Here is a 17,091-nt window from a genome sequence, read left to right on the forward strand (position 1 = left end):
GGGGCCGCACCGGGGGGGGGGGGGGCCGCGGTCTTCATCTCCGCCGCGCGCCGGCGCCCCCGCGGTTTGCTCTCCCCCCGCCACCCCCCCCCCGGCGCGGGGGTGGGGCCCCGCCCCGACCCCCGCGAGGCCCTCGACCCGTGGTACGACCGCGTCGCCGAGGCGCTGCCGATCACCCAGCAGGACTGGAACGACGTCACCTACGCGGGCGGCCTGTTCGCCGCCGCCTGCGCGCACGCCGGCCGCACCGCCAACCCGGTGCCCGCCGCCATCGACCGCGCGAAGTGCACCAACTGCAACTGGATGATGGCCGGCTGCCGCTTCGACGCCAAGCGCTCCCTGCTGCTCAACTACCTGCCCGCCGCGCTCGCCCACGGCGCCGAGATCCGGCCGCTGCACGAGGTCCAGAAGCTGACCCGCACCGAGGACGGCGGCTACCGCGTCCACTACAACGTCATCGACGACGTCGACTACCGCGTCCACCACGAGAGCGGCGCCATCGACGCGAAGATCGTCGTCCTCGCGGCCGGCGCCGGCGCCACCCCCGTCATCCTCCAGCGCTCCGAGGCGGACCTCGGCCGGATGCCGCACGCCGTCGGCCGCTACTTCTCCGGCAACGGCGAGCGCCTCAACACCGCCGTCGTCGACGAGGACAAGGCCCGCGACCTGCTCGGCCTCGGCCGCGGCGAGGGCCTCGCCGCCTACGGCGCCAACCAGATCGGCAAGGGCCCGGTCGTCGCCAGCTGGGACGCCCTCGACGGGTCCCGTCCGGTCGGCTCCCGTTACTCGCTCGAACAGCTCTACTTCCCGCCGGGCTTCGGCACCATCCTCGCCCAGGTGCCGGACGCCACCGGCCCCAGCTGGTTCGGCCGGGAGAAGAAGGAGCTCGTCCGGCAGTGGCAGTCCTGGCTGACCATCTTCACGATGGTCGAGGACGACAACGAGGGCGTCTTCGGCCCGCCGCCGCCCACCGGCAACGCCGTCCGCATCTCCCAGCAGATGCTCAGCCGCGGGCCGATCGGCTACGTGCCCACCGAGAGCACCCTGCGCGGCTGGGCCGAGTCCGACGCCGCCGTGAAGGACATCCTCGAACGCGACGGCCTGGCCCGCGTGATGCCCTGGACCAACGACGTGGTCGGTGCCTACACCGTGCACCCGCTCGCCTCCTGCCGCATCGGCGACGACCCGGAGACCTCCGCCCTCGACGACGGGCACGAACTCCGCGGCCACCCCGGCATCTTCGTCACCGACGGCTCCGCCGTCCCGGCCGCCCTGACGGTGAACCCGGCGCTCACGATCTCGGCCCTCGCCGAGCGCGCGGTCCCGGGCATCGTGCGCGCCGCCCGGGAACGCGGCGTGGACGTCGAGTACGGCGCGCCCGGCCCCGGCGGCGAGACCGCCGGACGGCGCGGGGTGAAGCCCCAGCTGCCTGGCCTGCTGGGCCAGTAGCCATGGCAGGACCACTGTTGCGCACCGCGCTGAGGGGCTCCCTCGGCCAGGTCCGCCACGTCGCCCCCGTCCGCCCCGCGCGGGCGGGGGCCCCGGTGGCGCGTGTCTACGCCGAGGTGGAGCGGGAGTTCGGGATGCTCGCACCGCCCGTCGCCCTGCACGCGCCGGCCCCGGCGGTGCTGGCGGCGGCGTGGATGATGCTGCGCGAGACGCTCGTCGCGGCGGGCCGGGCGGACCGGGCGCAGAAGGAGGCGGTGGCCGCGGCCGTCTCCCGGGCCAACGCGTGCCCGTACTGCGTCGAGGTGCACACGACGGCGATCGAGGCCCTCGGCGGGTCCGTGGGGGAGGGCCCGCTGAAGCCCTTCCCTCCGGCGCTGGCACCGGAGTTGGTGGGGGTGGCCGCCACCTTCCACTACCTCAACCGGATGGTGAGCCTGTTCCTCGGCGACAGCCCGATGCCGCCCAAGGCCCCGCCGGCGGCCCGCCGGGCGGCGCGGGCACTGCTCGGCCGGCTGGCCCGGCAGAGCGCGAACGCGGCCCCCTCGCCGGGGGGTTCGCTCGACCTGCTCCCCGCGGCCCGGCTGCCCGAGGACCTGCTGTGGGCGGCCGGTACCCCGAGCATCGCGGGCGCCTTCGCGCGGGCGGCGGCGGCCGTCGACGAGGGCGGGGAACGGGCGGTCCCGGCCCCCGTCCGCGAACTCGTCACCGCCGAACTGGCCGCGTGGGACGGCACCCCGCCCGGCCTGAGCCGGGCCTGGCTCGAACCGCCGCTCTCGTCCCTGCCCCCGGAGCACCGGGCGGCCGGGCGGCTCGCCCTCCTGACGGCGAAGGCCGCCTACCAGGTGGACGACGCCGTCGTGGCCGCCGCCCGTCAAACCGCCCGGAGCGACGCCCGGTTGATCGAACTGACCGCCTGGACGTCCCTCACCGCCGCCCGCCGGCTGGCGGCCGGGACGGTCCCCCTGTCCCGCTGATCCGCCACTGACGGAAGCCCCCGCCCGCCCGGCGCTCCCCCGCCCGGGTGGACGGGGGCTTCGCCGTGTCCGGGGCCGTCATGCTCGATCGACCGTCTGCCGCTGCTCAGCGCAGGCCGAGGGTCATGTGCGGGTACCCGAGGTGGATGCGGTCGCCGAGGCGCACGCCGAGGTCCGCGATGAACTCCTCGATCCGTTCGGTGGCTTCGGCGACGCCGCCCGCCTCGCCCTTGAACTCGAACTCGACGAAGTCGCCGAGCCCGGCCACGGTGTCGAAGGCGACGGCGATCCCGTCGGCGGTCCACTCCTCGCGGACCTTGTCGACCACGGTGAGCCGGGTGAAGCCGAGCGCGGCCAGGATCCGGCGGACGGCCTCGGCGTCCTCGACGGCGCTCTCGTACTCGTCGCAGTGGGTCTTCACCGGCGCCTGGACCGGGTGGAACAGCTTGAAGTTGACCGAGGCCCCGTCGTCCCCCTCGCGGATCCGCAGCCACTCGGAGACCACCTCGCCGGCGAGGAAGTCCCGGTGGGGGGAGTTGTAGTAGGTGTCCACCTGCCGGGACGGCTCGCCGGGCTTGCCGCCGCGCCCGGCGAGGGTGGCCCGCAGGTCGTCCGGCGGGCCGAGGAGCCGGTACTTCTGCTCGACCTCGGTGTACTTCACGCGCGTCCCCTGTCCGTGGGCGTGGGTGCCGGGTGGTGTGCCGGCGGTGTGCCGGACAGAGATCATCACGGCCGGGCCGCGGGCAGGTCAGCGGGAGCGCGCAGTTCACCCGAACGGACTACTCCGGGGGCCGTCGCGAAGTTGGCCGAAAAGCCCCGTCGGCCGCCGAATCCGATGACGCCGTTATGGAAACAATGGATGACGCCGTTATGCAAAGCAGGGATGACGCTGTTATGCAATAAACCCCTCCCGGGGCCGGCGCAAAGCACGCTCGAAGTAGACACCCGGGCCCCGGCCGGGCAGCCTTGATTCGGATACGGCGTGCCGTTCCCGGTGCGGGGTGGCGGGTCGTCAATTCGGATCCAAGGGGCGGTGAATACGTGAGCAGCCAGCGGGTCGCCATCGTGGGAATCGGGCTCAGGTACCCGGACGCGAATTCCCCGAACGAACTCTGGGAGAACGTCCTGGGCGGGCGCCGGGCATTTCGGCGACTGCCGGACGAGCGGATGAACCACGCCGACTACTGGTCGGCCGACCGGACCGCGCCGGACCGTTTCTACGCGAGCAAGGCCGCGGTGCTCCGCGATTTCACGTTCGACCGGGTGGCCTACAGCGTCGCCGGGAGCACCTACCGCTCGACGGACCTGACGCACTGGCTGGCCCTCGACACGGCCGCCCGGGCACTGGCCGACGCGGGATTCCCGGGAGGGGAGGGACTTCCCGCCGAGTCCACCGGGGTCGTCGTCGGAAACAGCCTCACCGGGGAATTCTCGCGGGCCAACATCATGCGCCTGCGCTGGCCCTACGTGCGCCGGACGGTCGCCGCGGCGCTCACCGGAAAAGGCTGGTCCGAGGAGGCCGCCGCCGAGTTCCTGGCGGAATTGGAGCCGGCCTACAAGGCGCCTTTCCCGGCGATCGACGAGGATTCCCTCGCGGGCGGCCTGGCGAACACCATCGCGGGCCGGATCTGCAACCACTTCGACCTGCGCGGCGGCGGGTACACCGTGGACGGCGCCTGCTCCTCGTCGCTGCTGTCCGTCATCACCGCCGCCCGGTCGCTCGCCGACGGCGATCTCGACGTGGCGCTCGCGGGGGGCGTCGACCTGTCCATCGACCCGTTCGAGGTGATCGGCTTCGCCAAGACGGGCGCGCTGGCCACCGGCGAGATGAAGGTCTACGACCGCGACTCCAACGGCTTCTGGCCCGGCGAGGGCTCCGGCATGCTCGTGCTGATGCGCGAGGACGACGCGCTCGCGGCCGGCCGCCGGATCTACGCGACGATCGCCGGCTGGGGCGTCTCCTCGGACGGCAAGGGCGGCATCACCCGCCCCGAGGCGGGCGGCCACCGGCTCGCCATCGCCCGCGCCTACGAGCAGGCGGGCTACGGCGTCGAGACCGTCTCCTACTTCGAGGGGCACGGCACCGGCACGGCCCTCGGTGACGCCACCGAGATCGAGGCGCTGTCCTCCGCCCGCCGCGCCGCCGCCCCGGGCGCCCGCCCGGCCGCGCTCGGCACCGTCAAGGGCAACTTCGGGCACACCAAGGCCGCCGCCGGCGTCGCGGGCCTGATCAAGGCCGCGCTCGCGGTGCACCACCAGGTGATCCCGCCGGGCACCGGCCACCACGACCCGCACCCGGGCCTGCTCGGCGACGGCGCCGCGCTGTACGTGCCGGGCGCCGCCGAGCTGTGGCCCGAGGACCAGCCGGTCCGGGCGGGCGTCTCGGCGATGGGCTTCGGCGGCATCAACACCCACATCGCGGTGGCCGCCGTCCGCGGCGCCCGCCGCCGCACCGCCGTCGACGCCGACACCGGGCGCCTGGTGGCCAGCCGTCAGGACGCCGAGCTGCTGCTCCTGGACGCCCGCGACCGCGCCGGCCTGCGCGAGGAGGCGCAGCGCCTGCTCGGCATCGTCCCCAAGCTGGCCCAGGCCGAACTCGCGGACCTGGCCGCCGGATCGGCCGCGCGCCTGACCGGGGCGCGGGCGCGGGCGGCGCTCGTCGTGACCTCGCCGGACGACGCCGTCCGCGCGCTGGAGCGGCTGGTGGCGCTCCTCGACGCGGGGCTCTCGGACGCGGGTGCCGAGGACGCGGGCGCCGGCGTGAGGTTCCTTCCCGGCGAAGGCGTCTTCCTCGGCGCCTCCACCGGCACCCCGCCGCGGATCGCCTACCTCTTCCCCGGCCAGGGCTCCGGCCGCGGCGCCGTCGGCGCGCTGCGCCGCCGATTCGCCGCCGCCGACGAGGTCCACCGCCTGGCCGGGCTGCCGCGGGGCGCCGACCACGTCGACACCCGCGTCGCCCAGCCCCGCATCGTCGCCGGCTCGCTCGCCGCGCTGCGCGTCCTCGACGGGCTCGGCGTCCGCGCCGCCACCGCCGTCGGCCACAGCCTCGGCGAACTCACCGCGCTGCACTGGGCCGGCGCGCTCACCGAGGAGCAGGTGCTGCGCCTGGCCACCGTGCGCGGCCAGGTGATGGCCGAGGCGAGCCGGGGCGGCGGCGCGATGGCCGGACTCGCCGCGACGCCGGAGGACGTGGCGCGCCTGTCCGCGGGCCTCGACGTCGTCGTGGCCGGCTACAACGGCCCCCGGCAGACGGTCGTCTCCGGCCCGGCCGCGGCCGTCGAGGAGGCCAGCCGGCGGGCCGCGGCCGAGGGCGTCACCGCGACCCGGCTCAGCGTCTCGCACGCCTTCCACTCCCCACTGGTGGCCCCCGCCGCCCGCGCGATGGCCGAGCGGCTGCGCGAGGTCGACTTCGCCCGGCCCGTCCGCCCGCACGCCTCGACCGTCACCGGCGCCCTGCTCGACCCGGACGCCGACCTGCGGACACTGCTGTGCGACCAGGTGTCCCTGCCGGTGCGCTTCCACGAGGCCGCCGCCGTCGCCGCGGCCGGCGCCGACCTGGTCGTCGAGGTCGGCCCCGGCCGGGTGCTGTCCGGCCTGCTCGCCGAGATCGCACCGGACCGACCGGTCCTCGCCGTCGACACCGACAGCCCGTCCCTCGGCCCGCTGCTGCGCGTCGTCGCCGCCGCCCACGTGCTCGGCGCGCCCGTCCGGACCGAGGCCCTGTTCGCCGGGCGGCTCATCCGCGCGCTGCCCGAGGACGGCGCCATGACGTTCCTCGCCAGCCCCTGCGAGTCCGCCCCCGCCATCGACGCCGCCCTGCTCGCGCCGGCGAAGACGGCTGTCGAGGCCGCGCCGGTCGAGGCCACCGGGGAGTCGACGCTGGACCTCCTGCGCCGCCTCGCCGCCGACCGCGTCGAGCTGCCGCTGGACTCCGTCACCTCCTCGACCCACCCGATGGACGACCTGCACCTCAGCTCGATCACCGTCGGCCAGATCGTCAACGACGTCACACGCGCGCTCGGCCTGCCCGCCCTGGAGGCCACCACCGGCTACGCGACCGTCCGCCTCGGCGAACTCGCCGACCTCATCGACGGACTGGCGCGCACCGCCGAGGACGGCGCCGCGCCGACGGCCGAGGTCGCGGGCGTCGCGCCGTGGGTCCGCCCGTTCGCCGTCGAGCACGTCGAAGCGCCGCTGCCCGCGACCGCCGCCACGGGGGCGCCCGGCCGCTGGACGGCCTTCGGCACGCCGGGACACCCGCTCGCCGAGCCGCTGCGCGCCGCCCTCGCCGGGGCCGGCATCGGCGACGGCGTGCTGCTGTGCCTGCCCGCCGAGACGGGCCCCGACGACGCCGACCTGTTCCTCGCCGCGGGCCGCGCCGCCGCCACCGCCCCGGCCGGCACCCGCCTGGTCGTCGTCCAGCACCGCCTCGGCGCGACCGGCCTCGCCAAGACGCTCCACCTGGAGCACCCGTCCGTCCCCACCACCGTCGTCGAACTCGCCGACCCCCTCGCGCCGGAGGCCGTTCCCCTGGTCGTCGCGGAGGCCGCCGCCACCACCGATTTCACCGAGGTCCGCTACCGGCCCGACGGCACCCGGACGGTGCCCGTGCTGCGCCCGCTGACGGCCCCGGCCGGGCCCCTGACGTCCCCGCTCGACGGCGACGACGTCCTGCTCGTCACCGGCGGCGGCAAGGGCATCACCGCCGAGTGCGCCCTGGCCATGGCCCGGGACTCCGGCGCCGCCCTCGCCCTCGTCGGCCGCGCCGACCCCGCCACCGACCCCGAACTCGCCGCCAACCTCGCCCGGATGACCGCCGCCGGCCTGCGCCTGCACTACGAGCGCGCCGACGTCACCGACGCCGCGCAGGTCGCCGCCGCGGTCGAACGCCTGGAGCGCGCCCTCGGCCCGGTCACCGCCGTCCTGCACGGCGCCGGCCGCAACGAGCCCGCCGCCCTCACCGCCCTGACCGCCGACGACTTCCGCCGCACCCTCGCCCCGAAGACCGGCGGCCTGGCCGCCGTCCTGGCCGCTGTCACGCCCGAGCGCCTCAAGCTCCTGATCACCTTCGGCTCCATCATCGGCCGCGCCGGCCTGCGCGGAGAGGCGCACTACGCCACCGCCAACGACTGGATGACCGAACTCACCCTGCGCTTCGGCGAACGGCACCCGCGCGCCCGCGCCCTCGCGATCGAGTGGTCCGTGTGGTCCGGCGCCGGCATGGGCGAACGCCTCGGCGTCGTCGAGTCGCTGATGCGCGAGGGCATCACCCCGATCTCCACCGACGAGGGCATCCGCGTCCTGCGCGAACTGCTCGCCGACCCGGCCGCCGGGCCCGCCGTCGTCGTCAGCGGACGCGCCGCCGGGCTGCCCACCCTCGCCCTCGACCGGCCCGAACTGCCGCTCGGCCGCTTCGTCGAGCGCGTCCTCGCGCACTACCCGGGCGTCGAGCTCGTCACCGAGGCCGACCTCACCGAGGGCAGCGACCCGTACCTCCTCGACCACCAGCTCGACGGCGACCTCCTCTTCCCCGCCGTCCTCGGCATGGAGGCGATGGCCCAGGTCGCGGGCGCCGTCAGCGGGCACGCCGGACCGCCGGTGCTGGAGGACGTCGAGTTCCTGCGGCCCATCGCCGTGCGTCCCGGCGGCTCCACCACGCTGCGCGTCGCCGCCCTCGTCCAGGACGCCGGCACCGTCGACGTCGTCCTGCGCACCGCCGACACCGGCTTCGCCGCCGACCACTTCCGCGCCCGCCTGCGCTACCCCCGGCCCGCCGTCCCGGGCGGCCCGCGCTCCGCCGCCTTCGACCTGCCCACCGTCCCCGTCGACCCGGTCACCGAGCTCTACGGCAGCGTCCTGTTCCAGGGCAAACGCTTCCAGCGCCTCCTGGACTACCGCCGCGCGAGCGCCCGGCACGCCGTCGCCGAGGTCTCCACCACCACGCCCGCCCCCTGGTTCGCGGCCTACCTCCCGCAGGACCACGTCCTCGCCGACCCCGGCACCCGCGACACGATGATGCACGCCCTCCAGTGCTGCGTCCCCGACGCCACCCTGCTGCCGCGCGGCATCGAACGCCTCTGGCTCGCCGAACCCGCCGACCAGGACACCGCGTTCGTCGTCCTCGACGCCCGCGAACGCGGCCAGGACGGCGACACCTACGTCTACGACCTCGACGTCCGCACCCCGGACGGCCGGGTGGTCGAACGCTGGGAGGGCCTGACCCTCGTCGCCGTCCGCAAACGCGACGGCGCCGGACCCTGGGTGCCCGCCATGCTCGGCTCCTACCTCGAACGCAGGCTGGAGACCGTGCTCGGGGGCAGCCGCGCCGTCGTCGTCGAGGCCGCCGGGGACGAGCCGGACCGGCGCACCCGCACCGCCACCGCCGTCTCCCGGGCGCTCGGTGCACCCGCCGAGCTACGCCACCGGCCGGACGGCAAACCGGAGTTGGACGGCCACGCGGTGTCCGCCTCGCACAGCGGCGGGCTGACCCTGGCGGTGGTCGGCGACGACGGCGCGCGGCTCGGATGCGACGTCGAGACGGTCCGGCCGCGCACCGAGGCGGACTGGGCCGCACTGCTCGGCGAGGCCCAACTCCCGCTGCGCGACCTGCTGGTGGCCGAGGCCGGCTGCCCGCCGGACCTCGCCGCCACCCGGGTGTGGTGCGCCCTGGAGTGCCTGCGCAAGTCCGCCGCCACCGGCCAGGCCCTCACGCTCGACCGGATCGAGGGCTCCGGCTGGGTGGTGCTGTCGGCCGGCGACGCGACGATCGCCACCTGGGCGACCACCGTCACCGGCCGCGACGAACCCGTCGTCCTCGCCGTCCTCACCGGGAAGGGGGAGTGATGTCCGCCGCCTACTACGAGATCCGGCACACAGTCGGCTTCGAGGAGACCAACCTCGTCGGCAACGTCTACTACGTCAACTACCTGCGCTGGCAAGGCCGTTGCCGAGAGATGTTCCTCAAGGAGAAGGCCCCCGGGGTGCTCGCCGAACTCCAGGACGACCTCAAGCTGTTCACGCTCAAGGTCGACTGCGAGTTCTTCGCCGAGATCACCGCCTTCGACGAACTCTCCGTCCGCATGCGGCTGGAGGAGGTCACCCAGACCCAGCTCCAGTTCGGCTTCGAGTACGTGCGCCTGGCCGGCGTCGAGGAACTCCTCGTCGCCCGCGGCCGGCAGCGGATCGCCTGCATGCGCGGCCCCAACACGAACACCGTCCCCGCCCTGGTGCCGCCGGAGCTGCGCCTGGCCCTCGCCCCGTACGCCGACCCGCTGCGGCCGGCCGGGCCGGTGGGCCCGGTCGGCTCGGCCGGCGCGGGACGGCCGCGGTGATCGGGGCCGGCGCGGACCTGCGCGCCACCATGGCCGGCTTCGCGACCGGCGTCACCGTCCTCACCACGGGCGGCGGCAGCGTGCACGGGATGACCGCGAACTCCTTCACCTCGGTGTCGCTGGAGCCGCCGATGGTCCTGTGCTGCGTGTCCCGCACGGCGGTCATGCACGAGGCCATCACCGCCGTCCGCTCCTTCGCGGTCTCCGTGCTGAGCGCCGAACAGGAGGCCCTGGCCCGGTACTTCGCCGACCGGGCCCGCCCGCTCGGGGCCGCCCAGTTCCGCGAGGTCGACTGGCGTCCCGGCCCGTTCACGGGCGCGCCGCTGCTGGCCGGCTCGCTCGCCTGGCTGGAGTGCAAGCTCGCCGAGGTCTACGAGGGCGGCGACCACTCCATCTTCCTCGGCGAGGTGCTCGCGACCGACCGGGCCCCCGACGAACGGGCGCTGCTGTTCTACGGCGGCGGCTTCCACCGGACGAGCTGAGGAGACCGGGATGTTGGTGTGCGTGACCGGCGGCACCGGGTTCGTCGGCGTCCATTCCGTCGCGGAGCTCGTCCGCCGCGGCCACCGGGTGCGGATCCTCGCCCGCGACCCGGGCACCGCCGAGCGCGGCCTGGCGGCGCTCGCCGTCGACCCGTCCGCCGTCGGCGTGGTGGCGGGCGACGTCACCGTCGAGCGCGACGTCCGCCGGGCGGTCGCCGGCGCCGACGCCGTCCTGCACGCCGCATCCGTCTACTCCTTCGACAGCCGCCACCACGCGGCCATGCGCGCCACCAACGCGCGCGGCACCGAGCTCGTCCTCGGTGCCGCGCGCAGGGCCGGCGCCGCCCGCATCGTCCACGTCTCCAGCGTCGTCGCCCTCCTGCCCGCCGGGCCCGGCCCGCTGCACGCGGACACACCCGTCGGCCGGCCGCGCGAGGCCTACATGGCCAGCAAGGCCGCCGCCGAACGCATCGCCCGCCGCCACCAGGCCGACGGCGCCCCCGTCCTCATCACCTACCCGCCCGCGCTCCTCGGCCCGCACGACCCCGGGCCGGGCGACCAGAACACCCGGCTGCGCAACACCCTGCGCGGCCTGATGCCCCTGTGGCCGCTCGGCGGCTTCCCGGTCGGCGACGTCCGCGACACCGCCCGCCTGCACGCCGACCTGCTCACCACCCACCCGATCGCCGAAACCCCCGTCGCCAACCGCCACTTCGCCCCCGGCCGCCACGTCCCGACCCGCACCTACCTGCGCACCCTGCGCGAGGTCACCGGCCGCTCGCTGCCCGCCCTCCACCTCCCGGCCGCCCCGATGCTCCCCGTCGGCGCCCTCGCGACTGCCGCCCAACGCCTGTGGCCCTGGCACATCCCGGCCGAGTACGGCGCCATCTACACCTGCGCCCATGCCCGCCCGGTGGCCGCGTCCGCGAGCACCGGAGGCCTGACCCCACGCCCGACGGCCGAAACGATGACGGACACCATCCGCTGGCTCCACGACCGCGGCCTCCTGACGGCACACCAGGCGGGCCGGGCACTGGAGGCCCACCGGGCCGAGCCCGGTTAGGCCCCGGAGCGCACTGGAGTGGTGGGAGCCCTCCGGGTACGCCGCCGTGGCCGGGGTATGAGCCCGAAGGAGGAGGTGCCCGGCGCCGAACTCCTCCTTCAGGGCTAACTGGCTTACTGCTGGCGGTAGTTATGGTTCCACCATGAGGCCCGCCATGGCGTTCGGCGCCCTCGCCGCCACGATCGGCATCCTGTGCGACGACGTCGCGATGCCGCGCGGCGCCGACTGGTACCGGGACGCCGTCGCCCGCTCGCGCGCCGCGCAGCCGGGCTTCGGCCCGGTGTACAACGGCCCGACCCCGTGCGCCTTCTGGAAGCACGCACCGCGCGAGAAGCCGGTGGCGGTCGGCAACGGCGTTCCCGCGCTGCTGGTCCAGAGCACCGGCGACACCCACACCCCGTACGACGGCGCCCTCGGCATGCACGCCAAGCTGCACGCCTCCCGCCTGCTGACCGTCCCCGGCCGCGTACACACGGTCTACCTGAACGGCTACAGCCCGTGCGCCCGGGCCGCCGTCAACGCCTACCTCCTGACCGGCGCCCTGCCCGCCACGGACACCACCTGCGGGAGCTGAATGTGAGCCGCACTCTCGACAGATAGCTCTTATTGAGAGCTAATATGGAGACATGAGTGCGGAAGCCCTGGAACCACTGGAGGCCGGGCCCCTCGACCCCTTCGACACCGCGCTGGCCGACGAGTTCTCCACCCTCCTCGTCGGCATCCAGCGCATGGTCCGCCGCCGCCTGCGCGACGGCCTCACCGAACCGCGCCTGCGCGGCGCCCAGGTCGAACTGCTGCGCCTGGTCACCCACGCCCCCGGAACGCGGGTGTCCGACGCCGCCAAGGAGCTCGGCCTGGCCGGCAACTCGGTCTCGACGCTGGTCAACCAGCTCGTCGGCCTGGGCCTCCTGCGCCGCGAAGTCGACCCGGCCGACCGTCGCGCCGCGCTGCTGTACGTGACCGACGAGGCCGTCGAACGCCTCGCCGCCTGGCGCGCCCGCCGCACCGAGCTCATGGAGCACCTGGTGGCGGGCCTGCCCGCTGCGGACCGGGCGGCGCTGGCCGCCGCGCTGCCGGCCCTGCGCGGCGTCGCGGAGGGCCTGCGCACCCTGCCGGGGGAGGACGGGCGATGACCACCCCGGAGGACGAGGCGGTCGTGTGCCGCGGCCTGGAGTACACGTTCCACCACGGTCGGGGAAAGGCCCACGCCACCAAGGCCGTCGACGGCATCGACCTCACCGTGCGCACCGGCGAGGTGTTCGGCCTGCTCGGCCCCAACGGCGCGGGCAAGACCACGACGATCCGCGCGATCACCACCCTGCTCCCGGTGAGCGCGGGCATGGTGCGGGTCTTCGGCAACGACGCGGCCAAGCGGCGCATGGAGGTGCGCCGCACGCTCGGCTACGTGCCGCAGCAGCTGTCCGCCGAGTCGGGGCTGACCGGGCGGGAGAACGTCGCCCTGTTCGCCCGCGTCTTCGACGTGCCGCGCTCCGAGCGCGCCGCGCGGGTCGCCCAGGCGCTGGCCGCCGTCGACCTCACCGACGCCGCCGACCGCATGGCCGGCACCTACTCCGGCGGCATGGTGCGCCGCCTGGAACTCGCCCAGGCCCTGGTCAGCGCCCCGCGCCTGCTCGTTCTGGACGAGCCGACGATCGGCCTGGACCCGATCGCCCGCACCGGCGTGTGGGACCGGGTCGACACCGTCCGCCGCGCCACCGGCATGACCGTCCTGGTCACCACCCACTACATGGACGAGGCGGAGCGCCACTGCGACCGCATCGCCCTCATGGACCGCGGCCGCATCCGCGCCCTCGGCACCCCGGACGAGCTCAAGGCCCAGGTCCGCGAGCAGGACCCGGCACAGCCCGCCCCCACCCTCGACGACGTGTTCCGCCACTTCGCGGGCCGCGACCTCACCGGCTCCGAGAACGCGGAAGGAGACTTCAGCGATGTCCGTCGTACCCGCCGCACAGCCGGCCGCGTCGGCTGAACCCGCAGGACCGTCCCCCGCCGGCCCCGACCTCGGCCTGCTGCTCGTGCCCCCGCGCGCCCGCACCGGCTGGCGCCTGGTGCCGGCCCGGGTGGTCGCGATGTGCGCGGTCGAGCTGCAGAAGCTGCGCCACGACCGCACCGAGCTCTACACCCGGGCGGTCCAGCCCGCGCTCTGGCTGCTGATCTTCGGCGAGACCTTCACCCGTCTGAAGGCCATCCCGACCGGCGGGATCCCGTACCTGGACTACCTCGCGCCGGGCATCATCGCCCAGTCCGCGATGTTCATCGCGATCTTCTACGGCATCATGATCATCTGGGAGCGGGACTCCGGCGTCCTCACCAAGCTCCTGGTCACCCCGACCCCGCGGGCCGCCCTGGTCACCGGCAAGGCCTTCGCCGCCGGGGTGAAGGCGGTGCTCCAGGCCGTCGTGGTCGTCCTGATCGCCGCCGCACTCGGCGTCGCCATGACGTGGAACCCGCTGCGCCTGCTCGGGGTCGTCGTGGCGGTGCTGCTCGGTTCGGCGTTCTTCTCGTGCCTGTCGATGGCCATCGCGGGCATCGTGCTGACCCGCGACCGTCTGATGGGCATTGGGCAGGCCATCACGATGCCGCTCTTCTTCGGCTCCAACGCCCTCTACCCCGTCGACCTGATGCCCGGCTGGCTGCAAGCGGTCAGCAAGGCCAATCCCCTCAGCTACCAGGTCGACGCCCTGCGCGGTCTCCTGATCGGCACCCCGTCCCACCTGCCGCTCGACTTCGCGGTGCTGACGGTGGCAACGCTCCTCGGCATCGCCGCCGCCTCGTCCCTCCTGGGCCGCCTGGCGCGGTGAGCCCGGGCCCGTCCCCGATCGGGGACGGGCCGCTCCTCGTCGACCGCGTCCGACTTCCGGGCGGGGAAGCCCGGGACGGCGAGCTCCTGCGATGATCGTCGGATGAGTGATGACCAGCGGGTGCATCCGTCCAAGGCGGCCGACGACCGTGCGTCGCTGACCGCGTTCCTGGACTACCAGCGCGCGACCCTCGCCATGAAGTGCCAGGGGCTGTCCGACGAGCAACTCAAGCAGAGGGCGGTGCCCACCTCGGGCCTGTCGCTCCTGGGCCTCGTACGGCATGCGGCCGAGGTCGAGCGGAGCTGGTTCCGGCTGGTGCTGAACGGCGAGGACTGCAAGCCCCTCTGGCCCAGGACCAACGGCGAGTTCGCCGACTTCCAGGTGGAAGACGCCGACGTCGACGAGGCGTTCGCGTTCTGGCACGAGGCGTGCGAGGGCTCCCGTGCCGCGGCGGACGCCGTCGAATCCCTCGACGACACGGTCGACTTCCGGGGCGAGGTCATCTCGCTCCGCTACGTCCTCACCCACATGATCGAGGAGTACGCACGCCACAACGGCCACGCCGACCTGCTGCGCGAAGCGATCGACGGCGTGGTCGGCGAGTAGATCCGGTTCATCTGATCTCCCACTCGCCGCTCGTGCTGTTGGAACGGACGCGTGTGCTGCATCGGTTCGTCGACTGCGTGTAGCCGGCAGCTCCGTCGACATCGGCCCCATTGCCGGCGATGGTTACGTCGAACGAGCCGTTGCCCTTGATGGCACGACGCGGAAGAGCCCACGGTCTTCCGGGTGCGCCTGGAACCCAGCGCGGCGGAGGTGCTGGACACGGAGGAGGGCGAAGCCGCTTTCCTCGTCCAGCGCCCCTACGCGCACGAGAGCAGCGGAATTCGCGCCCGCTACACGGCACTTCTGCCCATGGAGCAGATCACCGGCAGGCTTCTCGCCCAGCAGTCCGAGGTGTTCAACACCGACGCCTACGCGGCACTGGCCGCCGCACACGGCGCGATCGAATGGCGCGAGGGCGTCAGCGCCCGCATGCCCAACCCGGCGAGCGCGCCGCTCTGCACTTGCCCGAAGGGGTGCCCGTGCTCGTGTCCCAGCGCCTCACCCGCATGCAGCAGGACCCGAAGCCCCTCATGCTCGAAACCCTGACCATGACCGCAGGTGCAACCCAACTGACGATCACTCACCGACCGGTGATCCGGCAGCCGACGGTAAGGGGAATCGATGGCTCGCCCTGGCCACAGCCGTCACTGAGTGGATCACCAGGTCCGAGGTGATACGCCGTTCTGGTCCGTGGCAGTGGGATCTTGCGAGTTCACGGTGCCGGCCCAAGGCGTCACCTTCAGATAATGGTGACCTTGGCTCCGGCACCTTCGAGCTGAGCCTTGGCCTTGCCGGCGGCCTCCTTGCTGACCTTCTCCAGAACCTTGGCACCGGCGGTGTCGGCGAGGTCCTTGGCCTCCTTAAGGCCGAGGGACGTCAGGGCGCGCACCTCCTTGATGACCTGGATCTTCTTGTCGCCTGCGGATTCGAGGATGACATCGAACTCGTCCTTTTCCTCAGCGGCCTCGGCCGCAGCGATCAGGGGGGCTACAATGCCGGAAATGGCGCCCGGAGCGGCGGCAGTGACGTCGAACTTCTCCTCGAAGGCTTTCACGAACTCGGAAAGCTCAATGAGGGTCATCTCTTCGAAGACTCCGAGAAGCTGGTCGGTGGCAACTGCTCGGTCCGCGACCTGCCGCGCCGGGCTCGGCTTCTGTTCTCGCCTGGACGATTCATTCGGTCGCCCCGGCCCATACTGATGACCAGGGCCCCCGGTGTCTGTCCGAAATAGCTCCTCGATGCGCTCCTCTCGCTGCCGCTCAAAGAGCTCTTCAAATGAAAGAGTGAGTGTTTCGTCTGGTACTGCGCGATGAAGCTCTTCAGTGTGGCCGGCGGATGCGCCTCGAAACTTTCCGGAGGAAAACCGTGCCACGGTCTCGGTGTATTCCTCTGTCCGTGTCGGCTTAGTTGGCCACCAGCAAAATGCGCAAAGAACAAACTCGACGTCTGTTGGAAAGAATGCTCGATTGAGCAGCCGTGCACGCCTTTGTCCGAGTTCGATCGCACCACTTAGCAAATCTTCGACGACCTCGGCCCTTGGTTCGGCCGATAGAATCTCCATGAATACCCTGACCGCGCGATCGGGCAGTGGGAATCCCAGGGTGTATTCGTCGGCCATGGTTCGATCTCCATCAAATCATTGTAGAAATTACCGATGGGATGGCCCATAGGAGCCGAAAGCAGCTGACAAGCAGGAAGAAGAGTTGAGCTCCATAGAGCACGCCGATGTCTCTTCTCCGCACTACGTCCTCTCTCGGCCCCCTAATGGCTACGGTGTATAGCACATAGAGGCCAGCGGTGAGAGAAATAAAGAGCCAGAGTGAGGCGAGAAGGAAGTCTGCTAGTGCGTTGGAAGGTAGCTTCGCGCATGAGCTACCAAAGCGAATTTGGATCGCCAAAATTGATAGGGGCAGGAGGATTCCCACCACGGTAAGCCCTGTCGTGGTGGCGCCACGCAATGCATCAGCCGCTGCGGTCTTATCGGGGCTCGGCCCGGGTTGATTCCAATACGAGATGATCTGCCCAAGCAAGAGGATCCCAAGAATAGCCAGGTCAACCCACCACCAGGGGCGATTAACTGCAGTATTCCAGGCGCCGTTCGCGAGCATCACCGGGCCTCCTCGACTGTTGCAGCCATGTAAGGCGACCGGAGAATAATGCGCTTGCTTCGACACGCCAGAGGTGAAAAAATAATCCTTTCGGCCACCCGAAAGGAGGGGTGTCTCCGGTAATTGGTCGCGCGTGGAGCGGAGCAGGACGCTAGTCCAACTCGCCTCACTCCGGCGCGAGTTGAGTGCCAGAAGGCCCAGAACCCCAGATCGCGCACTCACGGGAGCCCGGTGGTCGCCGCAGATGTCGAAAACG

Annotated in this window: 14 protein-coding genes and 1 pseudogene; 12 read left to right on the top strand and 3 right to left on the bottom strand. The window is 73.0% G+C overall.

The window, feature by feature from the left end; all coding sequences use genetic code 11:
• Positions 1-1,449: GMC family oxidoreductase N-terminal domain-containing protein (locus ACFV4G_RS39535; protein ID WP_380447759.1), on the top strand; the 1,449-nt coding region annotated here is incomplete at its 5' end.
• 17 nt (positions 1,450-1,466) lie between these two features.
• A complete protein-coding gene (locus ACFV4G_RS39540; RefSeq protein WP_380447761.1) occupies positions 1,467-2,423 on the top strand; it encodes a carboxymuconolactone decarboxylase family protein in 957 nt (318 codons plus the stop codon).
• Positions 2,424-2,529: 106 nt separating this feature from the next.
• On the opposite strand, the gene cyaB is transcribed toward ACFV4G_RS39540, so the two are convergent.
• Positions 2,530-3,084: a class IV adenylate cyclase gene (gene cyaB / locus ACFV4G_RS39545; protein ID WP_380447763.1), complete on the bottom strand. Its 555-nt coding sequence runs from the start codon at positions 3,082-3,084 to the stop codon at positions 2,530-2,532.
• A gap of 380 nt (positions 3,085-3,464) precedes the next feature.
• Between cyaB and ACFV4G_RS39550 the strand changes: the two genes are divergently transcribed.
• The 10 genes from ACFV4G_RS39550 (at position 3,465) to ACFV4G_RS39595 (ending at position 15,273) form a co-directional block, all read left to right on the top strand.
• Positions 3,465-9,266 carry an SDR family NAD(P)-dependent oxidoreductase gene (locus tag ACFV4G_RS39550; protein WP_380447765.1) on the top strand — a complete coding sequence of 1,934 codons (5,802 nt, stop codon included), beginning with the start codon at positions 3,465-3,467 and terminating at the stop codon, positions 9,264-9,266.
• Positions 9,266-9,754 (top strand): acyl-CoA thioesterase, encoded by a 489-nt coding sequence (locus tag ACFV4G_RS39555; protein WP_380447767.1) that lies wholly within the window; start codon positions 9,266-9,268, stop codon positions 9,752-9,754. Before ACFV4G_RS39550 ends, ACFV4G_RS39555 begins: the two co-directional genes overlap by 1 nt.
• Positions 9,751-10,236 (top strand): flavin reductase family protein, encoded by a 486-nt coding sequence (locus ACFV4G_RS39560; RefSeq protein WP_380447769.1) that lies wholly within the window; start codon positions 9,751-9,753, stop codon positions 10,234-10,236. The genes ACFV4G_RS39555 and ACFV4G_RS39560 overlap by 4 nt, the downstream gene beginning before the upstream one ends.
• Positions 10,237-10,246: 10 nt before the next feature.
• Complete coding sequence (locus ACFV4G_RS39565) at positions 10,247-11,299, top strand: NAD-dependent epimerase/dehydratase family protein (protein WP_380447771.1); 1,053 nt, start codon at positions 10,247-10,249, stop codon at positions 11,297-11,299.
• Positions 11,300-11,441: 142 nt separating this feature from the next.
• Entirely contained in the window at positions 11,442-11,873 is a 432-nt protein-coding gene (locus tag ACFV4G_RS39570) for an alpha/beta hydrolase (protein WP_380447773.1), read from the top strand.
• Between the two features lie 154 nt (positions 11,874-12,027).
• Positions 12,028-12,432 (top strand): MarR family winged helix-turn-helix transcriptional regulator, encoded by a 405-nt coding sequence (locus tag ACFV4G_RS39575; protein WP_380447785.1) that lies wholly within the window; start codon positions 12,028-12,030, stop codon positions 12,430-12,432.
• A complete protein-coding gene (locus tag ACFV4G_RS39580; RefSeq protein WP_380447775.1) occupies positions 12,429-13,289 on the top strand; it encodes an ABC transporter ATP-binding protein in 861 nt (286 codons plus the stop codon). Before ACFV4G_RS39575 ends, ACFV4G_RS39580 begins: the two co-directional genes overlap by 4 nt.
• The gene (locus ACFV4G_RS39585; protein ID WP_380447777.1) at positions 13,249-14,121 is read left to right on the top strand and encodes an ABC transporter permease; all 873 of its coding nucleotides are present in this window, start codon (positions 13,249-13,251) and stop codon (positions 14,119-14,121) included. Before ACFV4G_RS39580 ends, ACFV4G_RS39585 begins: the two co-directional genes overlap by 41 nt.
• A gap of 102 nt (positions 14,122-14,223) precedes the next feature.
• Complete coding sequence (locus ACFV4G_RS39590) at positions 14,224-14,727, top strand: DinB family protein (RefSeq protein WP_380447779.1); 504 nt, start codon at positions 14,224-14,226, stop codon at positions 14,725-14,727.
• Positions 14,728-14,910: 183 nt separating this feature from the next.
• Positions 14,911-15,273, top strand: a complete 363-nt coding sequence (locus ACFV4G_RS39595) for a hypothetical protein (protein WP_380447781.1) — start codon at positions 14,911-14,913, stop codon at positions 15,271-15,273.
• Positions 15,274-15,466: 193 nt separating this feature from the next.
• Here the strand turns inward: ACFV4G_RS39595 and rplL are convergent.
• Together rplL and ACFV4G_RS39605 are read right to left on the bottom strand one after the other, a co-directional pair.
• Positions 15,467-15,844 (bottom strand): annotated as a pseudogene (gene rplL, locus ACFV4G_RS39600) (50S ribosomal protein L7/L12); the annotation flags it as partial.
• Between the two features lie 514 nt (positions 15,845-16,358).
• Positions 16,359-16,838, bottom strand: coding sequence for a hypothetical protein (locus tag ACFV4G_RS39605; RefSeq protein ID WP_380447783.1), 480 nt, complete (start codon positions 16,836-16,838; stop codon positions 16,359-16,361).
• Positions 16,839-17,091 lie beyond the last annotated feature (253 nt).

It is taken from the genome of Kitasatospora sp. NPDC059747 (genome assembly GCF_042732955.1).
Taxonomy (GTDB): domain Bacteria; phylum Actinomycetota; class Actinomycetes; order Streptomycetales; family Streptomycetaceae; genus Kitasatospora.